This is a genomic window from Pseudorhodoferax sp. Leaf274 (genome assembly GCF_001422445.1).
Classification (GTDB): domain Bacteria; phylum Pseudomonadota; class Gammaproteobacteria; order Burkholderiales; family Burkholderiaceae_C; genus Pseudorhodoferax.
Genome location: NZ_LMNA01000030.1, coordinates 229,098 through 250,287 on the forward strand (window position 1 = coordinate 229,098; position 21,190 = coordinate 250,287).

Genomic DNA, 21,190 nt, shown 5'->3' on the forward strand with positions numbered 1-21,190 from the left:
TCCTGTGTACCGAACACGGGGCGCCGGTTCCCACGAACGAGGGCGCATCCTGGCAGTGCTGCTGTGAGTCCACCCGAGGAGACACGCGGTGGGTGCAACGAATCCTGATCGGTCCGAGCGTCGCGGCGCCACGTCGCCGGGTTTCAACCGTACCGACACGGAGCCAGATCCCGGTCGGCTGCCGGGCGGCACAGGCGCACGCGCAGGCCCCCAGCTGGTGTCCGACAACTCAGGCCACGCGCAGCAGTTGTCCCGGATCGTCGAGCTGGAGATCATTCCCCGCCTGCTGTTGATGCATTCGCACGCGGCGGCCACCTCCAGACGCAGCGGTGTGAAGATCACATCGGACCATGTGTCCACCTTGGCGGAGCTGGCGGTCGACGACGATCCCTTGAGCGTGCCCCGTTTCGTGCAGGCGCTGACCCAGGCCGGCGCCACGCCGAACCAGGTGCTGCTGGAACTGCTGGCGCCGTGCGCGGCGCTGATGGGCAGTTGGTGGTGCAGCGACGTGTTCAATTTCGCCGACGTGACGATCGGCATCTGCCGTTTGCAGCAGGCGCTGCACGAGCATGTGTTCCTGGCGCGCCCGGTCCTGCGCGGTGGCGCGCCGCGCATCCTGGTGGCGGCGCCGCCCGAGTCCCAGCACACGTTCGGTGCCGCCATCGCGGCCGAATGCTTCGCCCATGCGGGTTGGGATGCGCAGTACGCGCCCGGCCTCGGCTGGGACGCGCTCGGCGAGACGCTGAATGGCGAGCGGTTCGACGTGATGGCCTTGTCGTTGACATGCGATGCGCAGGTGCCAGGTGTCAGTTCTGGTATCGTCAAACTGCGTCAACTTTCCTGTAACCCTGCGATGGGGGTGCTGGTCGGCGGACCCCTGGCACTCTCTGGGGGGGATCTGGATGTCCGATGCGGCGCCGACGGCATGGTGCTCAGCATCGGCGCGGCGGTCGAATGGGCCCAGCGCTGGGTGGCTGGCTCCAGCCGAGAGGGCGATGCGGCGGGCACCGGCTGAGCTGGCGTCCATTTCTAATCTGTGCAGCAAACGTGTTGCTGTTGTTACGAGCACCGAAAACGTTTGATGCACAACCGGAGTCTTGACATGGCGACCCGTCCCGCTTCGCAGGCTCTTCTCCTGACGGATGCGGATGCCGGAATGATGACGGCGGTGGTCTCGGCGGCCTCGGACATCGCCTTGGTCATCGATGCGCAGGGCGTGATCCGGGAAGTGTCGCTGGGCGAAGAGGCTGCGCAGGACCTGGCCGAGACCCACCTGTGGGTCGGCCGGCGCTGGTCCGAGACGGTGACGGTGGAAAGCCGGCCCAAGGTGCTGGCCCTGATCGCCGGCACGCAGGGCGAGGAATCCGAATTCACGGGCCCCGGCGTCACGCGGCAGGTCAACCATCCCATCGGCGGCGGGCTCGACCTGCCCGTGGCCTACCGTGTCGTGCCGCTTCGCAGCGGCGGGCGCATCCTGGCGCTGGGGCGCAACCTGCGCACCTTGGCCGTCGTGCAGCAGCGCCTGGTCGACGCGCAGCAATCGATGGAGCGCGACTACCTGCGGCTGCGCCATGCCGAGGCGCGCTACCGGCTGCTGTTCGAGGCCGTGGAAGAGGCCCTGGTGGTGGTCGATGTCGCGACGCTGAACGTGGTGGAGCACAACGCCGCCGCTGCGCGCATGGTCGGCGACACGGCCCGGCGCATGGTGTCGCGGCCAGCGCCTGACCTGTTCGAACTCGAGTCGCAGCCCGTCGTGCAGGCCTTGTTCTCGCAGACCCGCAACGCGGGCCGCGGCGAGGCGCACGGCCTGCGGCTGGCCGGCGGTGCCGAGGTGCGGCTGGTGGGCTCTCTGTTCAAGCAGGACGGTGTCACGCTGCTGCTGCTGCGCCTGGTGCCGGCCAACGCCGCGCAGGCGCGCGGCCAGGGCGGGCCTTCGCTGCTCGACGTGGTCAACGCCATGCCGGACGCGTTCGTGCTGTCCGACATGCTCGGCCGCGTGTTGAGCGCCAACCAGGCCTTCGTCGACATGCTCCAGCTGCCCGCTGGTGAGCCCGTCATCGGCCAGATGCTGGACCGCTGGCTGGGCCGCTCGACGGTGGACCTGAACGTGCTGATCGGCAACCTGCGCCAGCACGGCGTGCTGCGCCTGTTCCCCACCACGCTGCGCGCGGGCGATGGACAGACCACCGCGGTCGAGATCTCGGCCGTCGCCGTGGTCGATGGCCCGCAGCCCTGCCTGGGCTTCACGATCCGCGACGTGGCCCGGCGTTTGCCCGCGGAAGGCCGCAGCCAGCGGCTCATGCCGCGCTCCACCGAGCAGCTGACCGGCCTGGTGGGGCGGCTGCCGTTGCGCGACATCGTGGGCGAGACGACCGACCTGATCGAGCGCCTGTGCATCGAGGCGGCGCTCGAACTCACGCGCGACAACCGCGCGTCGGCGGCCGAAATGCTGGGCCTGTCGCGGCAGAGCCTGTACGTCAAGCTGCGCCGCTTCGGCATCCACGATCCCTCTGGCGGCGCCGCCGAGTGAGGGGTCTCGGCCGCAGCGCGGACCGAGTGTAAATATTAGTTGACATCGACGGGTGTCAGTCCAGAATGGGCTGATGGCCTTGCCCCGCGCGTCCGCCGTTGCCGAGCTGCTCAAACCCATCACCTGGTTTCCGCCGATGTGGGCCTTCGGCTGCGGTGTGGTGGCATCGGGCATGCCGACCGAAGGGCGCTGGGCGCTGATCGTGGCCGGCGTGCTGCTGGCCGGTCCCTTCGTGTGTGCCAGCAGCCAGGCCGTCAACGACTGGTTCGACCGGCATGTCGACGCGATCAACGAGCCACAGCGGCCGATTCCCTCGGGCCGGCTGCCGGGCCGCTGGGGCCTGTACATCGCCATCATCTGGACCGTGTTGTCGCTGCTGCTGGGCAGCCTGCTGGGGCCGGTGGCCTTGCTGGCGGCCGGCGTCGGCCTGTTGCTCGCCTGGGCCTACAGCGCGCCTCCGCTGCGGCTCAAGCGCAACGGCTGGTGGGGCAACAGCGCCTGCGCGCTGTGCTACGAGGGGCTGGCCTGGATCACGGGCGCGGCGGTGATGGCGGCCGGTGCACTGCCCGATGGCCGGTCGCTGGCGCTGGCCTTGCTCTACAGCCTGGGGGCGCACGGCATCATGACGCTGAACGACTTCAAGTCCATCGAAGGCGACCGGCAGATGGGCATCGCCTCGCTGCCGGTGCAGCTCGGCGTGCAGGGCGCGGCGCGTGCCGCCTGCCTGGCGATGGCGCTGCCGCAGCTGGTCGTCGTGGTGCTGCTGTGGCTGTGGGAAGCCCCCGCGCACGCAACCGGCGTGGCCGCACTTCTGGGCGTGCAGTTGCTGCTGATGCGCCGCTTCCTGGCCGCGCCGCTCGCGCGTGCCACCTGGTACAGCGCGCTGGGCATCAATTTCTTCGTCATCGGCATGCTGGTCAGCGCCTTCGCGCTGCGAGGGGGCCACTGATGCAGGCGGCCCCGTTCGGCTGGAGCGGCATCCTGCGCCTGGGCCTGGTACAGATGGCCCTGGGCGCCGTGGTCGTGCTGACGACCTCCACGCTGAACCGCGTGATGGTGGTCGAACTGGCGCTGCCGGCGCTGTTGCCCGGCGTGTTGCTGGCGCTGCATTACGTGGTCCAGGTCAGCCGGCCGCGCATGGGCCATGGTTCCGACCGGACCCGGCGCCGCACGCCGTGGATCCTGGGCGGCATGGTGGCGCTGTCCGCGGGCGGGTTTGCCGCGGCACTGGCCACGGTCTGGATGGCTTCGGCGCCCGTGGCCGGCATGGTGCTGGCGGCCTGCGCGTTCGTGCTGATCGGCCTGGGCGTGGCGGCGGCCGGCACCGCGCTGCTGGCGCTGCTGGCCAGCCGCGTGCCACCGCAGCGCCGCGCCGCAGCGGCCACCACGGTGTGGACCATGATGATCGCCGGCTTCGCGGTCACGGCCGGCACGGCCGGGGCCTTCCTGGACCCGTACACGCCGCAGCGCCTGGTGGCGGTGGCCGGCGTGGTGGCGCTGCTGGCGCTGGCCTCGACGGTGGCCGCACTGTGGGGCCTGGAGGGGCGCGCAGGCGCACAGCTCGAGCAGGCGCAGGCCGCCGCGGGAGGCTTCCGGCTGGCGCTGCGCGAGGTCTGGCGCGAGGCGGACGCGCGGCGCTTCACCATCTTCGTGTTCGTCGCGATGCTGGCCTTCAGCGCGCAGGACCTGATCGTCGAGCCCTTTGCCGGCACGGTGTTCGGCTACTCGCCAGGCGCCTCGACGCAGCTGTCCGGCGTGCAGCACGGCGGCACGCTGCTGGGCATGGTGCTGGCGACGGTGGCCGGCCGGCGCGGCTTCGGCTCGCTGCGCGGCTGGGTGCTGGGCGGCTGCGTCGCGTCGGCGCTGGCGTTGCTGGGCCTGGCTGCCGGCGGGGTGGCAGGTGCCGGCTGGCCGCTCAAGGCCAACATCTTCCTGCTGGGCGCTGCGACCGGCACGTTCTCGATCGCGGCCATCGGTTCGATGATGCGCCTGGCCGGGCAGGGCAGGGCCGGCACCGAAGGCCTGCGCATGGGCCTGTGGGGCGCTGCGCAGGCGCTGGCGTTCGCGCTCGGTGGCCTGCTGGGCACCGGCGCCAGCGACGTGGCAAGGATGCTGCTGGCCGATGCCGGCCAGGCCTACGCCACCGTGTTCGGCCTGGAGGCGTTGCTGTTCCTCGCCGCAGCGCAACTGGCGGCCAGCGTGGAGCCGCGCGCACGCCCTGCGGCCACGGCGATCGACGAGCTCGGGCTGCGCAACCTGGTGCGGCCTGCCGCGAGAAGGGTGCTTCCATGAACGACATCCAGGATGGCGACGTGGTGGTCGTCGTCGGCGGCGGTCCGGCCGGCGCCACGGCGGCCGACGACCTGGCGCGCGCCGGCCACCGCGTGGTGCTGCTGGACCGCGCCGGCCGCATCAAGCCCTGCGGCGGCGCCATCCCGCCGCGCCTGCTGGCGGACTTCGCGATTCCGCCGTCGCTGCTGGTGGCCCGCGCCGACGCGGCGCGCATGGTCTCGCCGCGTGCGCAGCAGGTCGACATCCCCATCGAAGGCGGCTGCGTCGGCATGGTGGACCGCGAGCACTTCGACGCATGGTTGCGCCAGCGGGCGGTCATGCACGGCGCCGAGCTGGTGGAAGGCCGCTTCGAGCGCATCGAGCGCGACGGCGATGGCAGCGCGGTCGTGGTGTACCTGGATGCCGGCGGTGCAGTGCAGCGCCTGCGCGCGCGTGCCGTGGTGGGCGCCGATGGCGCGCGCTCGCGCGTGGCGCAGCAGGCCGTGCGCGGTGCCGACCAGGGCCGCTGCGTGTTCGCGTACCACGAGATCGTGGCCACGCCCGCCGTCGCGCCGCCGGACTTCCGGCCGAGCCGCTGCGAGGTGCACTACAACGGCGCGCTGTCGCCCGACTTCTACGGCTGGGTCTTCCCGCACGGCGACACCATCAGCATCGGCACCGGCAGCGCCGACAAGGGCTTCTCGCTGCGCCAGGGCGTGCAGGCGCTGCGTGCGCAGGTGGGCCTGCAGCACGCGCGCACGATCCGCCGCGAGGGCGCGCCCATCCCCATGAAGCCGCTGCCGCGTTGGGACAACGGGCGCGACGTGGTGCTGGCCGGCGATGCGGCCGGCGTGGTGGCGCCGGCCTCGGGCGAAGGCATCTACTACGCCATGGTCGGTGGCCGGCTGGCCGCCGAAGCCTGCGCCGAGTTGCTGCGCACCGGCCGGGCCGGCGCACTGGCGCAGGCGCGCAAGCGCTTCATGCGCGAGCACGGCCGCGTGTTCTGGGTGCTGGGCATGATGCAGCGCTTCTGGTACGTGAACGATCGCCGCCGCGAGCGCTTCGTCAGCATCTGCCGCGACCGCGATGTGCAGCAGCTGACCTTCGACGCCTACATGCACAAGCGCCTGGTGCGTGCCCGGCCGATGGCGCATGTGCGCATCTTCTTCAAGGACCTCGCGCACCTGCTGGGGCTGGTTCGTGCATGAGCACCGCCAGGCCGCCCCAAGGTGCTCGGCACCGCAGCGCGCAGCGCGAAGGGACGCTCCGTGAGCCTTGCGGCGCACCGTCCTGCAGGCCGCGCGCGGGCGGTGGCCTGGGCGGCGGGCGCGGCGATCGCCACCGCGCTGCTGGGCGGCCTGGCCACCGACCTGTCGCCCTGGTATTACGCGCTGCGCCAGCCGCCGTGGAAGCCGCCGGACTGGCTGTTCGGCCCGGCCTGGACGCTGATCTACACGCTGGCGGCGACAGCCGCCGTGCTCGCCTGGGAGGCCAGCCCGCCCGGGCCGCAGCGGCGCCGGTTGCTCGTCGCGTTCGCGCTGAACGCGCTGCTCAACATCGGCTGGAGCTGGCTGTTCTTCACGCTGCGCCGCCCCGACTGGGCGCGCATCGAGGCGCTGCTGCTGGTGGCATCGGTGGCGCTGCTGGTCGTGCTGGTCGGCCGGCCGCGGCCACTGGCCGGCTGGCTGCTGTTGCCCTACCTGCTGTGGACCGGGTTCGCCGGCTGGCTCAACCACGCCGTGGTGCTGCTCAATGCCTGAACTGAGCCTGGAACTGCTGGTCGACCTGGTGCTGGCGGTGGGCGCGCTGGAGCTGCTCGTGCTGCTGGTGCTGCGGCGCACCGCGCTGTGGTTCACGCTGCTGGCCGGACTGGCGTTGATGGTGGCGCTTCGTCTGACAGTCGCCGCCATTTCGCCTGCCTATATTTGTCTGGCGCTGGCGGCCAGCGGCCTGCTGCATGTCATCGACCTGCAGCGCCGATGGTCGGCTTCGGCCGGTCGCCGTGCGCTGTTGTCCGTTTCCCTCCCCACGAAAGAAAACCATGAATAACCGTCGTCAATTCATCCGCATCGTGCCGGTGGCCGGTGCCGCCGTGTTCCTCTCACGCACCGCCTGGTCGCAGGCCATGGTGGACGAGAAAGACGCCCAGGCCGCGGCCTTGGGCTACGTCTCGGACGCCGCCAAGGTCGACAAGGCCAAGTACAAGAACTTCGTCGCCGGCAGCCACTGCGGCAACTGCGCGCTGTTCCAGGGCAAGCCTGACGGTGCCAGCGGCCCGTGCCCGCTGTTCCCCGGCAAGCAGGTGTCCACCAAGGGCTGGTGCAGCGCCTACGCCAAGAAGGCCTGAACCTGCCCGTCCATGAGCGCCGCGCCGGGCCGCCCCAGGCCAGCTCGCACCGCAAGCGAAGCTGCAGGTACTTCCATGCGCCTCGCCCGGCCGCCGCTCACGGCTCGCTCCGCAGCCGCTGGCGAAGGAGCCCGGTGAGCCTGCCACGCCTGCTGCCGCCCGACCTGGCCGAGCGCGCGACGTTGGCGGCGGAAGTGCATGCGCGGCCGTCCGAGCCGCTGACGGCGCCTGCGCGGGCCAGCCACGTGGCGGTGCTGGTCGACGCTGACGAGCGCGCCCAGGAACTGGCGCACCTGCGCAAGCTGTGCCGGCACTACCAGATCGCGCAGCCGGCCGAGGGCGACCAGCAGTGGAGCGGCAGCCTGGGCCACCTGCGCCTGACCTGGGAGCGGCATGGCGAGTTCTCTGCCTACACCCTGCTGGTGGCCGGCCGCGCCGCACCCCCCTTTTCCCAGACCGCCGTGGCCCTGTTGCCTGATGGTTGGCTGGCCGACGTGCCCGGGTTCACCGTGCAGGCCTGCCACGCCGAGATCCTGCACGCCGAGGAGGAATTCGACCTGCCCGCGCTGCAGCAGGCCGCGTTCGCAGGCCACGCCGTGATCGGCTCGGCACTCGGCGACGGCGTCGCGCTGGCCTGCTCCGACTTCCGCCTGCATGCCGACGGGTTCGGCCGCTTCCTGTTGGCCGACCGCGGCATGGACCCGCTGCTGGCCGGACGCATGCTGCAGCGGCTGTTCGAGATCGAGAGCTACCGCATGATGGCCTTGCTGGCGTTTCCGGTGGCGCGCCGGCTGGCGCCGCGCATCCAGGCGATCGAGAAGTCGCTGGCCGGCCTGACCGACGACATCGCCCGCGCCGGCAGCGACAGCCGCAGCGACGAGGCTTTGCTGCAGCCGCTCACGCGCCTGGCGGCCGAGGTCGAGAGCGGCCTGTCGGCCAGCCAGTTCCGCTTCGGCGCCTGCCGTGCCTACGCCGAGCTGGTGCGCACGCGCATCGACGAGCTGCGCGAGCAGCGCCTGGCCGGCCTGCAGACCATCGGCGAATTCATGTCCCGGCGCTTCACGCCCGCCGTGGCCACGGCCGCCACCGTGTCCCAACGGCTGCACGACCTTTCGGAGCGGGTGTCGCAGGCCAGCCATCTGCTGAGCACGCGCGTGGACATCGCCCGCGAGCAGCAGAACCACGCGCTGCTGGCCAGCATGGACCGCCGCGCCCGCCAGCAGCTGCGGCTGCAGCAGACCGTCGAAGGCCTGTCGGTCGCCGCCATCGTCTACTACCTGGCCGGTGTCGTCGGCTATGTGGTCAAGGGCGGCGAGGCGATGGGCCTGCCGCTCAACACCCCGCTGTTCGTGGGCGCCAGCGTGCCCGTGCTGGCGCTGTTCGCCCTGTTGGCGGTGCGGCGCGCGCGCCGGCATGCCGAAGAGCCTGGACCCGACTGATGCCCCTGCCTTTCCCCTTCTCCGCCATCGTCGGCCAGGACGAGATGAAGCTCGCGGTGCTGGTCGCCGCGGTCGAGCCGGCCATCGGCGGCGTGCTGGTGCTGGGCGACCGTGGCACCGGCAAGAGCACCGCCGTGCGCGCGCTGGCGGCGCTGCTGCCGCCGATGCGCGCGGTCGAGGGCTGCGCCTACCACTGCGATCCGGCGCATCGCTGCGGCCACTGCGCGCCGGGCGCGAAGTCCACGCTGCTGCCCGTGCCGGTGGTCGACCTGCCGCTGGGCGCGAGCGAGGACCGCATCGTCGGCGCGCTCGACCTGGAGCGCGCCCTGTCCAGCGGCCAGAAGGTGTTCGAGCCCGGCCTGCTGGCACGCGCGCACCGCGGCTTCCTGTACATCGACGAGGTCAACCTGCTGGAGGACCACCTGGTCGACCTGCTGATCGACGTGGCCGCCTCGGGCGAGAACGTGGTCGAGCGCGAGGGCCTGTCGGTGCGGCACCCGGCGCGCTTCGTGCTGATCGGCAGCGGCAACCCGGAAGAGGGCGAACTGCGCCCGCAGCTGCTGGACCGCTTCGGCCTGTCGGTCGAGGTGCGCACGCCCACCGACCTGCTGCAGCGCGTGGAGGTGGTCAAGCGGCGCGATGCCTACGAGCGCGACCCCGAGGCCTTCCACGCGCAGTGGGCCAAGGCCGATGCCAAGGTGCGCAAGCAGCTCGGCCGGGCGCGCGAGCGGCTGCCGGATGTCGTGGTGGATGACACGATGCTGCTGCGCTGCGCCGAGCTGTGCCAGCACCTGGGCAGCGACGGTCTGCGCGGCGAGCTGACGATGGTGCGCGCGGCGCGCGCGCTGGCCGCGTTGCACGGCGACGATGGGGTGCAGCTGTCGCACCTGCGCGAGGTCGCGGCGCCCGCGCTGCGCCACCGCCTGCGCCGCAACCCGCTGGACGACACCGGATCGGCCGAGCGCATCGCGCGCGCCGTGGGCGAGCTCTGGAACTGAGATGAATCCACCCCGTCTGGATGGCTCACGTCACGTAGACATCCCGTACCCCTCCAGTGGCGCCGCCAGCGGCCTGGCAGAGCCAGTTCCGCGGCGTCCGCCGGCATGGCTTGCTCCGCAGCCGTTCGCGCAACGCCGTACGGGCGGATTGCTTGCTCCAACGGTGGCGCGCCAGCGCCATGGATGACTGACATGTCTGCAAGCGCCTGGGCCGCCTGCCTGCTGGCGCTCGACCCGGCGGGCCTGGGTGGCGTCGTGCTGCGCGGTGGCCCCGGCCCGGCGCGCGATGCGCTGGTGGCGCAATGGCAGTCCCTGCGCGCGCCGGGCACGCCCTGGCGGCGCTGTCCGCTGCAGATCGACGATGCGCGGCTGCTCGGAGGCCTGGACCTGGGCTTGAGCGTGGCCGCCGGCCGGCCGGTGGCGCAGGCCGGCCTGCTGGCCGAGGTGCGCGGCGGGGTGCTGGTGCTGCCCATGGCCGAGCGCGTGCCGACCGCGCTGGCCGGCCGGCTGGCGCAGGCGCTCGATGGCGGCGGGTTCAGCGTGCTGGCGCTGGACGAGGGCGCCACGCCGGACGAGCGCGTCGCCACCTGCCTGGGCGAACGGCTGGCGCTGGTGGTGGACTCCCCCCTGGCCAGCTCCGCCGATTGGCCTGCAGCGCCGCCGCCCAGCGCGCTGGCCAAGGCGCTGCACCACCTGCGCGCGCTGCCCTTCGACGCCGAGGGGGCCGAGGCGCTGTGCGCCTGTGCGCAGGCGCTGGGCATCGTGGGCCTGCGCGCGCCCTGGCAGGCCTGGCGCGCGGCCTGTGCCGTGGCGGCTTGGCGCGGCCATGCCGAGGTCATGCAGGACGATGCCGAACTGGCCGCACGGCTGGTGCTGGCCCCGCGCGCGCGCGCGCTGCCGCCTGCGGAACAAGCCACAACAGCGCCGCCCGCTGCCGAACCTCCCGCAGCCGACCCGCCTGTTGACCCCGCCGCGCAGCCCCCCGCCAGCGCCGATGCGCCCGCCGCGCCACCGTCCGAAGCCGCGCCTGCGCACAGCGCCGCGCCAGCCCCGCCGCCGCGCGAGGAGCACGCGCAGCCGCTGCCCGACCGCCTGATCGCCGCGGCCCAGTCGGCGATTCCCCCGGACCTGCTGGCGCTGCTCGCGGCGGGTCTTGCGCCCCAGCGCGGCACGGCCGCCGGCCGCCAGGGCGTGGCCACGCGCAGCGCCAGCAGCGGCCGGCCGATGCCGCCGCGCCGTGGCGCACCCCGCGGCGCGCAGCGGCTGGACCTGCTGGCCACGCTGCGTGCGGCCCTGCCGTGGCAGGCACTGCGCCGCCAGGAACGCGCGCAGCTGGCGCTGCCGCCCACCCGGGCGCGCTGGCTGGTGCGCCGTGACGACTTCCACTGCCGGCGCCATCGCCGGCCCGCCGAGACGACCACGGTCTTCGTGGTCGATGCGTCGGGCTCCCAGGCGCTGCACCGCCTGGCCGAGGCCAAGGGCGCGGTCGAGCTGCTGCTGGCCGACTGCTACGTGCGCCGCGACCGCGTGGCGCTGATCGCGTTCCGCGGCACGGCTGCCGAGCTGCTGCTGCCGCCCACCCGTTCGCTGGTGCGCGCCAAGCGCGCGCTGACGGAACTGCCCGGCGGTGGCGGCACGCCGCTGGCGGCCGGCATCGAGGCCGGCTGGCAGTTGGCGGCCGGCCTGCAGGCGCGCGAGGGCGCGCGGGCGCAGCTGGTGTTCCTGACCGATGGCCGGGCCAATGTCGACCGCCAGGGCCGCGGTGGCCGGCCGGGTGCCATGGCCGACGCGCAGCAGATGGCGCGGCGGCTGGCGGGTGCCGGCATCGCCAGCCTGCTGATCGACACCTCGGTGCGCCCGCAGCCCGAATCGGCCGCGCTGGCCCGGCAGATGGGCGCGCGCTACCTGGCCTTGCCGCAGGGGCGGGCGGAGTTGCTGCACCGGGCGATCGGCGCGGCGTTGTGACCGGCTTTGTGAGCGGCGCGGGCCGTCAAAGCCCCAGTTCCGCCAGCAAGTCCTCCACCACCCGCGGCGACTCCTCATGCGCCAGGTGGCCCAGCCCGGGCAGCAGCCTGAACCGCGCGCCGGGCAGCTGCTGCGCCGCGCGCCGGGACTGTGCGGGCGCCACCGTGGTGTCCGCGCTGGCCGCAGCCAGCAGCAGCGCCATGGGTTGATGCGCCATGCGGTGGCGCAGGGCCGGCACCAGCGGGCCGACCTGCCAGCTGGCCATCATCTGCAGCGCGCCAGCCACATGGCGCGGCTGCTGCAGCAGGTCGCGGTAGTGCGCCACCTCCGGCGCGCCGAGCCGCGAGCCGGTCGAGGCCACCAGGTGCTGCAGCGAGCGCGGCCGTGACGCCGCCTGCGACGCCAGCCAGGGCACGACCGGCAAGGCCGCCATGGCACGCGCCAGCGGCGGGAACACGGCGCCGGCCAGGCCCGGCAGCGGCTGCAGCGCGCCGTTGAGCGACAACAGCCCGCGCGCGGCCGGCAGCGCGCCGTCGAGCCAAAGCTGCAGCATCAGCGCCGCACCGGCCGAGTGGCCGACCACGGCCACCGGCGCCGCCGCCTGCGCGCGCAGCAGGGCGGCCAGCGCCTGGGCCATGCGCGGCAGGCTGGCCACGCCGTCGGCAAAGGCGCCACTGCCGCCGTGGCCCGGCAGGTCGGGCACCAGCAGGCTGAAACGCCCGGCCAGCCGCGCCGCGCTGCCGGCCCACGAGCGGCCGGACGAGCCCGTGCCGTGCAGCAACAGCAGCAGCGGCCGGTCGCCCTGCGGCCCGGCGGAGCGCCACACGTGCCAGCGCAGGCCGCCGGCGGTCGGTCGTGTTTCTTCCAGTGGGGCAGGGTCCAGGAGCATGCCGGTCTATTGTCAACTAAACATGACACTACTACTATTGCCGATATGTTGACACATGCGCGTCCCAGCGACGCCCGTCCCCACGCGGTGGTCATCGGCAGCGGCTTCGGTGGCCTGGCCGCCGCCGTGCGCCTGGGGGCCCGCGGCTACCGGGTGACGGTGCTCGAACGGCTGGACGCCCCGGGCGGGCGCGCCTACGTCCACCGGCAGGACGGCTTCGTGTTCGACGCCGGCCCCACCGTCATCACCGCGCCCTTCCTGTTCGACGAGCTCTGGCAGCTCTGCGGCAAGCGGCTGGGCGACGACGTGGAGCTGCGGCCGGTTAGTCCGTTCTACCGCGTGCGCTTCGACGACGGCACGGTGTTCGACTACAGCGGCGACGCCGAGGCCATGCGCGCCGAGGTGGCCCGCATCGCGCCGGACGACGTGGCCGGCTACGAGCGCTTCCTCGCGGCCAGCAAGGCGATCTACGCGGTCGGCTTCGAGCAGCTGGGCGACCAGCCCTTCGACCGCTTCGCCGACATGGCCGCCGCGCTGCCGCAGCTGCTCAAGCTGCAGGGCTACCGCACGGTGCACGGCCTGGCCTGCCAGCACGTGCAGAACGAAAAGCTGCGCGTGCTGCTGACCTTCCAGTCGCTGCTGGTGGGCGGCAACCCGTTCCAGACGACATCGGTGTATTGCCTCATCGCGCACCTGGAGCGGCGCTTCGGCGTGCACTTCGCCATGGGCGGCACCGGCCGGCTCGTGCAGGGCCTGGTCGGGCTGGTCGAGGGGCAGGGCGGCCGCGTGGTCTGCAACGCCACGGTCGAGGAGATCCTGTCCGAAGACGGCGCCGCCACCGGCGTGCGGCTGGCCGGCGGCGAGCGCATCGATGCCGCCGTGGTCGTCTCCAACGCCGACGCCGCCTGGACCTACGGCAAGCTGATGCCGAACGTGGCCCGCAGGCGCTGGACCGACCGCAAGCTGCGCCGCGCGCGCTACTCGATGAGCCTGTTCGTCTGGTACTTCGGCACGCGCCGCCAGTACCCTGACGTGGCGCACCACAGCATCGTGCTGGGCCCGCGCTACAAGGGTTTGCTGGACGACATCTTCGTGCGCCAGCACCTGGCCGACGACTTCAGCCTCTACCTGCACCGGCCCACCGCCACCGACACCAGCCTGGCGCCGCCCGGCTGCGACACCTTCTACGTGCTGGCCCCGGTGCCGCACCTGGACAGCGGCGTGGACTGGCAGCAGCGCGCCGAGCCCTACCGGCAGGCCATCGCCGCGCGCCTCTCGGCCACCGTGCTGCCGGGGCTGGAGAGCCAGATCGCCAGCTCGCGCCTGCTCACGCCGCAGGACTTCCAGGACCGGCTGCTGTCCGTCAAGGGCGCGGCCTTCTCGTTCGAGCCCGTGCTGCAGCAAAGCGCGTGGTTCCGCCCGCACAACCGCAGCGAAGAGCTGCGCGGCCTGTACCTGGTGGGTGCCGGCACCCACCCGGGCGCAGGCCTGCCGGGGGTGCTGACCTCCGCCAAGGTGCTGGACCGCGTGGTCCCGCATGCCGACACCCTGCGCGGTCCGCGCGCCGCCCCCCTGGAGATGCCGCATGTCCGTCGCGCCCACCGTGCGGCTTGAGCCGCATCTGGCCCGCCACTGGGCGGCCGATGTCGCCGCCTGCCGCGCCAGCCTGCAGCACAACAGCAAGACCTTCCACGCCGCGTCGCTGCTGCTGCCGCAGCGCGTGCGCGAGCCGGCCACCGTGCTCTATGGCTTCTGCCGCCTGGCCGACGATGCCGTGGACGAGCAGGGCGGCCGCGGCGAGGCCATCGCGCGGCTGCGCGAGCGGCTCGACCGCGTCTACGCCGGCCAGCCCCTGACCGTGCCCAGCGACCGCGCACTGGCCGCGGTGGTGGTGGCCTACGCCGTGCCCCGGGCGCTGCCCGACTTCCTGGTCGAGGGCCTTGCATGGGACGTGGAAGGGCGCACGTACGAGACGCTGGAGCAGCTGCATGGCTACGCCGCGCGCGTGGCCGGTGCCGTGGGTGCCATGATGGGCCTGCTGATGGAGACGCGCAGCCCCGCCGCGCTGGCCCGTGCCTGCGACCTGGGCGTGGCCATGCAGCTGTCCAACATCGCGCGCGACGTGGGCGAGGACGCGCGCAACGGCCGCCTCTACCTGCCGCGTGCCTGGCTGCGTGAGGCGGGTGTCGATCCCGACGCATGGCTGGCCTGCCCCGTGCCGGACGCGCGCGTCGATGCCGTGGTGCTGCGCCTTTTGGCCGAGGCCGACCGCCTGTATGCGCGTGCCGCCGCGGGCGTGGGCAGCCTGCCGCTGGACTGCCGGCCCGGCATCAACGCCGCGCGGCTGCTGTATGCCGGCATCGGCCACGAGGTGCGCCGCGTGGGTGGCGACGGCGTGCGCCGCCGCGCCCGCGTGCCCGGCTGGCGCAAGGCCGGCCTGCTGGTGCGCGCCGCCGCCAGCCTGTGGCCGTCGCAAGCGGCGCTGGCCGCGCCGGCGCTGTCGGCCAACCAGCCGCTGCTCGATGCCGTGGCCACCGCGCCGCATCCGCGCCGCCAGGGCTCGGCCGAGTTCGTCGTCGACCTGTTCACGCGGCTGGCCCGCGACGAGCGCCAACCGCACCGCGCGCCAGCCGGCGTGCTGGCGAGAGGAGAGATGCGATGAGCGCCGCCCCGGCCCGCCCCAAGCCAGCGCGCTCCCCCTCGGAGAGACAGGCCGCAGGCCGAAGGAGGTCCCCATGAGCCTCATGGCCCTCGGGCTGAACCATGCCAGCGCACCGCTGGACCTGCGCGGGCGCTTCGCCTTTCCCGTGGAGCGCCTGGCGCCCAGCCTGCAGGCCCTGCGCGGCCACCTGGCGGCCGTGCAGTCGCCGGCCAGCGGGCTCACCATCCTGTCGACCTGCAACCGCACCGAGCTGTACCTGGGCCTGGCGCCCGACGCGCAGCCTTCGACCGAGCTGTTGCAACCCGTCATCCACTGGCTGGCCGAGCAGGGCGGCAGCAGCCCGCAGGCCTTGCGCGACCACAGCTACCTGCTGCAGGGCGAAGACGTGGCGCGGCATGCGTTCCGCGTGGCGTCGGGGCTGGACTCGATGGTGCTCGGCGAGCCGCAGATCCTGGGCCAGCTCAAGCAGGCTGTGCGCGAGGCGGACGACGTGGGCGTGCTCGGGCCGACGCTGCAGCAGCTCTTCCAGCGCAGCTTCTCGGTGGCCAAGGCGGTGCGCACCAGCACCGAGATCGGCGCCCATGCCGTGAGCATGGCGGCGGCGGCGCTGCGCATCGCGCAACAGCTGTACGGCGACCTGTCGGAGCGGCGCGTGCTGTTTATTGGCGCGGGCGAAATGATCGAACTGGTCGCCACGCATTTCGCGGCGCGCTCGCCGCGCCTGATGGCGGTGGCCAACCGCAGCGCCGAACGCGGCGAGGCCCTGGCCAGCCGGCTCGGTGCGCAGCTGCTGCCGCTGGTCGGGCTGGACCGGCGGCTGGCCGAGTTCGACATCGTCATCAGCTGCACCGCCAGCAGTCTGCCGCTGATCGGCCTGGGCGCCGTGCAGCGTGCGCTGGCCGCCCGCAAGCGCGAGCCCATGCTGATGATCGACCTCGCGGTGCCGCGCGACATCGAGGCCGATGTCGGCAAGCTGGAGGATGTGTTCCTCTACACCGTGGACGACCTGGCCCAACGCGTGCAGCAGGGTGGCGAGCGCCGCCAGGCGGCTGTGCAGCAGGCCGAGGCACTGGTCGATGCCGGCGTGCACCGCTTCAGCCGGTGGCTGGAGCAACGCTGCAGCGTGCCGCTGATCCTGGAGCTGCGCCAGCGCAGCGACCACTGGCGCCAGGTCGAGCTGGACCGCGCCCGGCGCGCGCTGGCCCGCGGCGAGGGCGTGGAGCAGGTGCTGGAGCAACTGGCCGGCAGCCTCAGCGCCAAGCTGTTGCACGGCACGCTGGCCGGCCTGAACGCCAGCCGCGGTGCCGAGCACAGCGACTGGGCGGCGGCGGCGCGGCGCTGTTTCCTGCACGAAGCCCCGGACGCGCGCCACTGACCCCGCGCCATGCGCGAGCACATCGGTCTGATCGAGCTGCTGCTGTTCTTCGGCCTGGTGTTCGGCTGGGCGTTCTGGCAGTGGTGGGACTGGCGCCGATGGAAAAAGCGGCAGCGCGAGCAGGAGCCGCCGCCATGAACGCCGCCCGGCCGCCCGTGGGCGCCGGCGGCACAGGCCAGGCCGAAGCGTCTCCATGGCGTGGAGGGCCGCCGAAGCGCGTGCTGCTGCTCGGCGCCAGCGGCAGCATCGGCCGCGCGACCGCCGCCGCGCTGCGCGCGCAAGGCCATGCGGTGGTGTGCGCACTGCGCCCGCGTGCCGACATCCGGCAGGCCGCGCGCCTCTTGCCCGGCGCCATGCTGCGCTTCGGCGACGTGGCCGATGCCAGCTGGCTGGCGCAACAGGTGTTTGCGCCAGGTGAACGCTTCGATGCGGTGCTCTCGTGCATGGCCTCGCGCAGCGGCGTGCCGGCCGATGCCTGGGCGGTGGACCACCGCGCGCACAGCCAGGTGCTGCAGGCCGCGCTGCGCGCCGGCGTGCCGCAGTTCGTGCTGCTGTCGGCCATCTGCGTGCAGAAGCCGCGGCTCGCGTTCCAGCAGGCCAAGCTGGCGTTCGAGCAAGAGCTGATGGCCTCGGGCCTGCGCTACGCCATCGTGCGGCCGACCGCCTTCTTCAAGTCGCTGTCGGGCCAGGTCGAGCGCGTGCGGCGCGGCAAACCCTACCTGCTGTTCGGCGACGGCCAGCTGACCGCCTGCAAGCCCATCGGCGACGCCGACCTGGCCGACTACCTGGCCGGCTGCCTGCACGATCCGGCGCGCTGGAACCGCGTGCTGCCCATCGGCGGTCCGGGCGCGGCCATCACGCCGCGCGAGCAGGGCGAGGCGCTGTTCGCGCTGCTCGGCCAGCCGCCGCGTTTTCGCAGCGTGCCGCTGGGCCTGCTGGACACCATCGTCGGCGGCCTGTCGGTGGCCGCGCGGCTGGCGCCGGCCCTGGCGGCCAAGGCCGAGCTGGCACGCATCGGCCGCTACTACGCCAGCGAATCGATGCTGGTGTGGGATGCGCAGCGCGCCCGTTACGACGCCGAGGCCACGCCCTCGACCGGGCGCGAGACGCTGCTGGCGCACTATGCGGCGCTGTTGCGCGGCGAGCGCGTGCACGCGCGTGGCGAGCACGCGGTGTTTTGAGCGATCAGCGGCTGCGCCGCGGCATGCGGAACGGCAGCATGGCGTGCACCAGCGGCCGGTCGAAGCGGCCCAGGTCCAGGCTTTCGTGCATCCAGGGCGCGCCGCCCTGCGCATCGGCCAGCAGGCTGCGGCAGTAGAAGGGCCCGGATTCCAGCGTGGCGGCCACGGTGGGCGCGGCGGCGGGCAGCGCGCGCGTCTGACGGTGCAGGCCCCAGCCACTGGCGGGCAGCGGGCAGGCCGGCGGCGCGTCGCGCACGGCGATGGCGCCGTCGGCCGCGATCTGCAGGTCCAGCGCCTGCGGGCCGCCCGTGCGCGGCTCCAGCGCATACAGCACCCGGCTGGCATCGCCCGGCAGGCGTTGGCGCGACCAGTGCCACCGGCTGAAGTCGCGCGCCAGCGGGCGCTGGCCCCAGTTGCTGTCCAGGTAGGCCTCGCCCTGCCAGCGGGCAGCGGGTGCGTCCAGCGCCACGTCGATGCGTGCCACGGGGCCGATGGGCTGCCAGTGGTGCAGTCCGCCCGGGTCGAGTGCGAACTGGCGGGCCGGGTGCGCCTGCAGTTGCACCACCAGGCTGCCACGCACGCGCTGCGGCCAGGGCGCGGCCCATTCGTCCAGGTCGATCCGCAGCCGGTCGCCGCCCTCCCACTGCAGGCGGCTCGGGCCGATGGCCAGGCTCTGCCGGTCGCGGTGCAGGTCGCGGTGGCCGCGCTCGGTCATGGTCCACCACTTGGCGTAGCGCGCGCTGCCCGGTGCGCGGCGGTACAGCGAGACGTTGACGGCCACGTGCTCCTCGGCCAGCGCCTGGTCGTCGCCGCCGCGGCGGCGCTGCCAGGCGTAGTAGGGCGAGAACACGCTGCCGATGAAGGCGATCAGCGTCAACGCCCAGGCGCTGCCGTCGGGCTGCGGCGTGCTCAGCGCGTCGAGGTACCACCAGGCATAGCCACCGGGTGCCACCGGAAGGTCGAAGCCAGGTCCGCCTGGATCAGCCGCGCTGCCAGCTGGCCCGACAGCGAGGCCATCGGCACGCCCGGCCCGGGGTGGGCGCTGCCACCGGCCAGGTACAGGCCCGGCACCGCGCTGCGCTGCTGCGGGCGCTGGAAGCTCGCCTGCCAGCCGTGGCTCGCCTGCCCGTACAGCGCACCGGCCGAGCCCGGGTATGCCGCTGCGAACTGCGCCGGCGTCGTGCGCTGCGCCGGCCACGGGCCAGGGCGCAGCACCAGGCCCATGCGGGCCAGCTGCTGTTGGGTCTGCTGTTCGCATCGTTGCAACTCCTCTTCCGTGGGCGGTCGGGTGGGGTCGTGCGCGGGCGCGTTGACGAGCAGCATCAGCCGCTCGGGCCCAGCCTTGGCTGCGGGCCGCAGCGCCGCGCTGCGGTCCTGCGCGCACAGGTAGACGGTGGGCGAGGGCGGCAGGCGGCCCTCTGCCAGCGCGTCGAATTCGCGGCGGTAGCCGTCCCGCGCCGGGTCGCAGAAGAACACGTTGTGGTGCGACAGCGCGAAGCCCTCGGGCGTGGCCACCTGGTGCCAGGTCAACGCCGACAGGGAACGCTGCGCCGGTGCCAGGGCCCGCAGGCCCAGGCCGCGCTGCACCGCGGTGCCGAGCAGCCCCTGGGCCATCGCATCGGCATCGCCGTTGAACAGCACGGCGTCGGCCTGCAGCGTCTCGCCACTGGCCAGCACCACGCCGCTGGCGCGTCCGCGCGCGAGGGTGATCTCGCGCACCGCGCTGCCATGGCGGAGCAGGGCGCCCTGGCGCTCGGCCGCACCGGCCAGCGCCAGCGCCAGCCGGTGCATGCCGCCTTTGACCTGCCAGACCGCATCGCGCTCGACATGGGCCACCAGCATCAGCGTGGCCGGCGCGCTGAACGGCGACGAGCCGCAATAGGTCGCGTAGCGGCCGAACAGCTGGCGCAGCCGCGGGTCGTGGAAGTGCCGGCCCAGCGCCTGCCACAGGCTTTGGAACGGCTGGATGTTGGCCAGCCCGCGCGCACCCGGCAGTCCCTTGCGCAGCAGGCGCGCCATCAGGCTCAGCGGGTTGTCGGGCCGGCTGGCGGTGATGAAGGACGATTCCAGCGTCTGGTAGACCGCCTGCGCCTGCTGGCAGAAGGCGCGGTAGCGCCGGGCCTCGGCCGCACTGCTGAAGGTGCCGATGGCGTCCACGCTGGCCTGCAGGTCGGCCAGCAGATCGAGCCGGTCGGCGGCCTCCGGCCCCCAGGCATGGCGCGCCAGCACGGCGCAAGGCTGCAGCTGCAGTTGCCGTGCGAACGACAGGCCCAGCGTGTCGAACAGCTGCTCGAACACCCAGCGCATGGTCAGCACCGTCGGCCCGGCATCCAGCCGGTGCGGGCCGACCTGCCGGGTGCAGGCCTTGCCGCCGGGACCATCGGCCTGCTCCAGCACGGTGACATCCAGCCCGGCATGGGCCAGCAGCGCCGCGGCACTGAGCCCGCCCACACCGGCGCCCACCACCAGCACGCGCGGTGTGCGCTGGGCGGTGGGCGGCAGGCGGTCGGGGCGGATCTGCATTGACGGCACGGGTGGATGTGTCTAATCTGCGTGACAGTCTCAAATGTATTGCAAAGATGACTAGAGGTGGGGCCCAGCCTGGCCTCTTCATGCCGCAACCAAAGGACCGCCATGCCCGACCGCATCGAAAGCGCACTGCAAGCCAGCCTCGAGGGCTGCCTTGCGCCCGGTCATCCGCCGCGGCTGGCTGCGGCCATGCAGCACGCCGTATTCCCGGGCGGCGCCCGCGTGCGGCCCAAGCTGGTGCTGGCGGTGGCCCATGCCTGCGGCGACGACGATCCGTCACTGGCCGACGCGGCGGCGGCGGCGATCGAGCTGCTGCACTGTGCCTCGCTGGTGCACGACGACCTGCCCTGCTTCGACAACGCCGCCACGCGGCGGGGCCTGCCATCGGTGCACAGCGCCTTCGGCGAGCGGCTGGCGGTGCTGGCGGGCGATGCGCTGATCGTGCTGGCCTTCCAGAGTGTGGGTGCCGCGGCCGGCGGCCATCCGTCTCGGCTGCCGGGCCTGCTGCACACCGTTTGCCAGGGCGTCGGCATGCCGCACGGCATCAGCGCCGGCCAGAGCTGGGAATGCGAACCGCAGGTGGTGCTGGGCGACTACCAGCAGGCCAAGACCGGCGCGCTGTTCGCCGCCGCCACCATGGCCGGCGCACAGGCCGCCGGGGCCGACCCCACGCCCTGGCGCGCGCTGGGCCAGCAGCTCGGCCAGGCCTACCAGGTGGCCGACGACATCCGCGACGTGCTGTGCGATGCGCAGGCGCTCGGCAAGCCGGTGGGCCAGGACCTGCTGCTGGACCGGCCCAGCGTGGCGCGCGAGCTGGGCCTGGAAGGCGCACTGGCCGAGTTCGAACGGCTGGTCACCGCCACGCAGGCGCTGGTGCCCCTGTGCCGCGGTGCCAAGGCCTTCCGCGGGCTGATCGCGCTGGAGGCCGAGCGTCTGTTGCCCGTCGGCCTGTTCGGCACGCGCAGCGGCGGCGCCACGGTCGCCGCATGAGCGCGCAGACGAGG

20 protein-coding genes are annotated in these 21,190 nt (G+C 73.3%); 17 read left to right on the forward strand and 3 right to left on the reverse strand.

Annotation, left to right across the window (positions count from 1 at the left end; genetic code table 11):
• Positions 1-217 precede the first annotated feature (217 nt).
• The 11 genes from ASF44_RS27885 to ASF44_RS27935 all read left to right on the forward strand — a co-directional run bounded on the left by ASF44_RS27885 (position 218) and on the right by ASF44_RS27935 (position 11,550).
• The gene (locus tag ASF44_RS27885; RefSeq protein ID WP_056902530.1) at positions 218-1,015 is read left to right on the forward strand and encodes a B12-binding domain-containing protein; all 798 of its coding nucleotides are present in this window, start codon (positions 218-220) and stop codon (positions 1,013-1,015) included.
• Between the two features lie 87 nt (positions 1,016-1,102).
• Positions 1,103-2,530, forward strand: coding sequence for a transcriptional regulator PpsR (ppsR, locus tag ASF44_RS27890; protein ID WP_082525092.1), 1,428 nt, complete (start codon positions 1,103-1,105; stop codon positions 2,528-2,530).
• Between the two features lie 73 nt (positions 2,531-2,603).
• Positions 2,604-3,479 carry a chlorophyll synthase ChlG gene (gene chlG, locus ASF44_RS27895; RefSeq protein ID WP_056902532.1) on the forward strand — a complete coding sequence of 292 codons (876 nt, stop codon included), beginning with the start codon at positions 2,604-2,606 and terminating at the stop codon, positions 3,477-3,479.
• Positions 3,479-4,822: a BCD family MFS transporter gene (locus tag ASF44_RS27900; protein ID WP_056902533.1), complete on the forward strand. Its 1,344-nt coding sequence runs from the start codon at positions 3,479-3,481 to the stop codon at positions 4,820-4,822. Before chlG ends, ASF44_RS27900 begins: the two co-directional genes overlap by 1 nt.
• Positions 4,819-6,009 (forward strand): geranylgeranyl diphosphate reductase, encoded by a 1,191-nt coding sequence (locus tag ASF44_RS27905; protein WP_056902534.1) that lies wholly within the window; start codon positions 4,819-4,821, stop codon positions 6,007-6,009. Before ASF44_RS27900 ends, ASF44_RS27905 begins: the two co-directional genes overlap by 4 nt.
• Positions 6,010-6,069: 60 nt before the next feature.
• Positions 6,070-6,561 carry a TspO/MBR family protein gene (locus ASF44_RS27910; protein WP_235579375.1) on the forward strand — a complete coding sequence of 164 codons (492 nt, stop codon included), beginning with the start codon at positions 6,070-6,072 and terminating at the stop codon, positions 6,559-6,561.
• Positions 6,554-6,850 carry a hypothetical protein gene (locus ASF44_RS27915; protein ID WP_056902536.1) on the forward strand — a complete coding sequence of 99 codons (297 nt, stop codon included), beginning with the start codon at positions 6,554-6,556 and terminating at the stop codon, positions 6,848-6,850. The genes ASF44_RS27910 and ASF44_RS27915 overlap by 8 nt, the downstream gene beginning before the upstream one ends.
• The gene (locus ASF44_RS27920) at positions 6,843-7,148 is read left to right on the forward strand and encodes a high-potential iron-sulfur protein (protein ID WP_056902537.1); all 306 of its coding nucleotides are present in this window, start codon (positions 6,843-6,845) and stop codon (positions 7,146-7,148) included. The genes ASF44_RS27915 and ASF44_RS27920 overlap by 8 nt, the downstream gene beginning before the upstream one ends.
• Positions 7,149-7,282: 134 nt before the next feature.
• Positions 7,283-8,587 carry a DUF3422 family protein gene (locus ASF44_RS27925; RefSeq protein WP_235579376.1) on the forward strand — a complete coding sequence of 435 codons (1,305 nt, stop codon included), beginning with the start codon at positions 7,283-7,285 and terminating at the stop codon, positions 8,585-8,587.
• Positions 8,587-9,585 (forward strand): magnesium chelatase ATPase subunit I, encoded by a 999-nt coding sequence (gene bchI / locus ASF44_RS27930; protein ID WP_056902538.1) that lies wholly within the window; start codon positions 8,587-8,589, stop codon positions 9,583-9,585. The genes ASF44_RS27925 and bchI overlap by 1 nt, the downstream gene beginning before the upstream one ends.
• Positions 9,586-9,777: 192 nt before the next feature.
• On the forward strand, positions 9,778-11,550 hold the full coding sequence (locus tag ASF44_RS27935; RefSeq protein ID WP_200930671.1) for a magnesium chelatase subunit D: 1,773 nt from the start codon (positions 9,778-9,780) through the stop codon (positions 11,548-11,550).
• A 25-nt stretch (positions 11,551-11,575) separates the two neighbouring features.
• On the opposite strand, the gene bchO is transcribed toward ASF44_RS27935, so the two are convergent.
• A complete protein-coding gene (bchO, locus tag ASF44_RS27940; RefSeq protein ID WP_056902540.1) occupies positions 11,576-12,439 on the reverse strand; it encodes an alpha/beta fold hydrolase BchO in 864 nt (287 codons plus the stop codon).
• A gap of 48 nt (positions 12,440-12,487) precedes the next feature.
• Between bchO and ASF44_RS27945 the strand changes: the two genes are divergently transcribed.
• The 5 genes from ASF44_RS27945 (at position 12,488) to ASF44_RS27960 (ending at position 17,657) form a co-directional block, all read left to right on the forward strand.
• Positions 12,488-14,053, forward strand: coding sequence for a phytoene desaturase (locus ASF44_RS27945; protein ID WP_235579377.1), 1,566 nt, complete (start codon positions 12,488-12,490; stop codon positions 14,051-14,053).
• Positions 14,025-15,101 carry a phytoene/squalene synthase family protein gene (locus tag ASF44_RS27950; RefSeq protein WP_056902541.1) on the forward strand — a complete coding sequence of 359 codons (1,077 nt, stop codon included), beginning with the start codon at positions 14,025-14,027 and terminating at the stop codon, positions 15,099-15,101. Before ASF44_RS27945 ends, ASF44_RS27950 begins: the two co-directional genes overlap by 29 nt.
• 73 nt (positions 15,102-15,174) lie before the next feature.
• On the forward strand, positions 15,175-16,476 hold the full coding sequence (gene hemA, locus ASF44_RS27955; protein ID WP_056902542.1) for a glutamyl-tRNA reductase: 1,302 nt from the start codon (positions 15,175-15,177) through the stop codon (positions 16,474-16,476).
• A gap of 9 nt (positions 16,477-16,485) precedes the next feature.
• Positions 16,486-16,614 (forward strand): hypothetical protein, encoded by a 129-nt coding sequence (locus tag ASF44_RS33135; RefSeq protein WP_255358234.1) that lies wholly within the window; start codon positions 16,486-16,488, stop codon positions 16,612-16,614.
• On the forward strand, positions 16,611-17,657 hold the full coding sequence (locus ASF44_RS27960; protein WP_156374738.1) for an NAD(P)H-binding protein: 1,047 nt from the start codon (positions 16,611-16,613) through the stop codon (positions 17,655-17,657). The genes ASF44_RS33135 and ASF44_RS27960 overlap by 4 nt, the downstream gene beginning before the upstream one ends.
• Before the next feature lie 4 nt (positions 17,658-17,661).
• Here the strand turns inward: ASF44_RS27960 and ASF44_RS27965 are convergent, their stop codons facing one another.
• On the reverse strand, positions 17,662-18,609 hold the full coding sequence (locus ASF44_RS27965; protein ID WP_056902543.1) for a hypothetical protein: 948 nt from the start codon (positions 18,607-18,609) through the stop codon (positions 17,662-17,664).
• On the reverse strand, positions 18,567-20,180 hold the full coding sequence (gene crtD, locus ASF44_RS27970; RefSeq protein ID WP_056902544.1) for a 1-hydroxycarotenoid 3,4-desaturase CrtD: 1,614 nt from the start codon (positions 20,178-20,180) through the stop codon (positions 18,567-18,569). Before crtD ends, ASF44_RS27965 begins: the two co-directional genes overlap by 43 nt.
• A gap of 111 nt (positions 20,181-20,291) precedes the next feature.
• On the opposite strand from crtD, the gene ASF44_RS27975 reads away from it, so the two are divergent.
• The gene (locus ASF44_RS27975) at positions 20,292-21,176 is read left to right on the forward strand and encodes a polyprenyl synthetase family protein (RefSeq protein WP_056902545.1); all 885 of its coding nucleotides are present in this window, start codon (positions 20,292-20,294) and stop codon (positions 21,174-21,176) included.
• The last annotated feature ends 14 nt before the right edge of the window (positions 21,177-21,190 follow it).

Bases quoted from the DNA above. Each gene is read 5' to 3' on its own strand.
- ppsR (WP_082525092.1), top strand. From the start codon at position 1,103: ATGGCGACCCGTCCCGCTTCGCAGGCTCTTCTCCTGACGGATGCGGAT.
- chlG (WP_056902532.1), top strand. From the start codon at position 2,604: ATGGCCTTGCCCCGCGCGTCCGCCGTTGCCGAGCTGCTCAAACCCATC.
- ASF44_RS27900 (WP_056902533.1), top strand. From the start codon at position 3,479: ATGCAGGCGGCCCCGTTCGGCTGGAGCGGCATCCTGCGCCTGGGCCTG.
- ASF44_RS27905 (WP_056902534.1), top strand. From the start codon at position 4,819: ATGAACGACATCCAGGATGGCGACGTGGTGGTCGTCGTCGGCGGCGGT.
- ASF44_RS27915 (WP_056902536.1), top strand. From the start codon at position 6,554: ATGCCTGAACTGAGCCTGGAACTGCTGGTCGACCTGGTGCTGGCGGTG.
- ASF44_RS27920 (WP_056902537.1), top strand. From the start codon at position 6,843: ATGAATAACCGTCGTCAATTCATCCGCATCGTGCCGGTGGCCGGTGCC.
- bchI (WP_056902538.1), top strand. From the start codon at position 8,587: ATGCCCCTGCCTTTCCCCTTCTCCGCCATCGTCGGCCAGGACGAGATG.
- ASF44_RS27935 (WP_200930671.1), top strand. From the start codon at position 9,778: ATGTCTGCAAGCGCCTGGGCCGCCTGCCTGCTGGCGCTCGACCCGGCG.
- bchO (WP_056902540.1), bottom strand. From the start codon at position 12,439: ATGCTCCTGGACCCTGCCCCACTGGAAGAAACACGACCGACCGCCGGC.
- ASF44_RS27950 (WP_056902541.1), top strand. From the start codon at position 14,025: ATGTCCGTCGCGCCCACCGTGCGGCTTGAGCCGCATCTGGCCCGCCAC.
- hemA (WP_056902542.1), top strand. From the start codon at position 15,175: ATGAGCCTCATGGCCCTCGGGCTGAACCATGCCAGCGCACCGCTGGAC.
- ASF44_RS33135 (WP_255358234.1), top strand. From the start codon at position 16,486: ATGCGCGAGCACATCGGTCTGATCGAGCTGCTGCTGTTCTTCGGCCTG.
- ASF44_RS27960 (WP_156374738.1), top strand. From the start codon at position 16,611: ATGAACGCCGCCCGGCCGCCCGTGGGCGCCGGCGGCACAGGCCAGGCC.
- crtD (WP_056902544.1), bottom strand. From the start codon at position 20,180: ATGCAGATCCGCCCCGACCGCCTGCCGCCCACCGCCCAGCGCACACCG.
- ASF44_RS27975 (WP_056902545.1), top strand. From the start codon at position 20,292: ATGCCCGACCGCATCGAAAGCGCACTGCAAGCCAGCCTCGAGGGCTGC.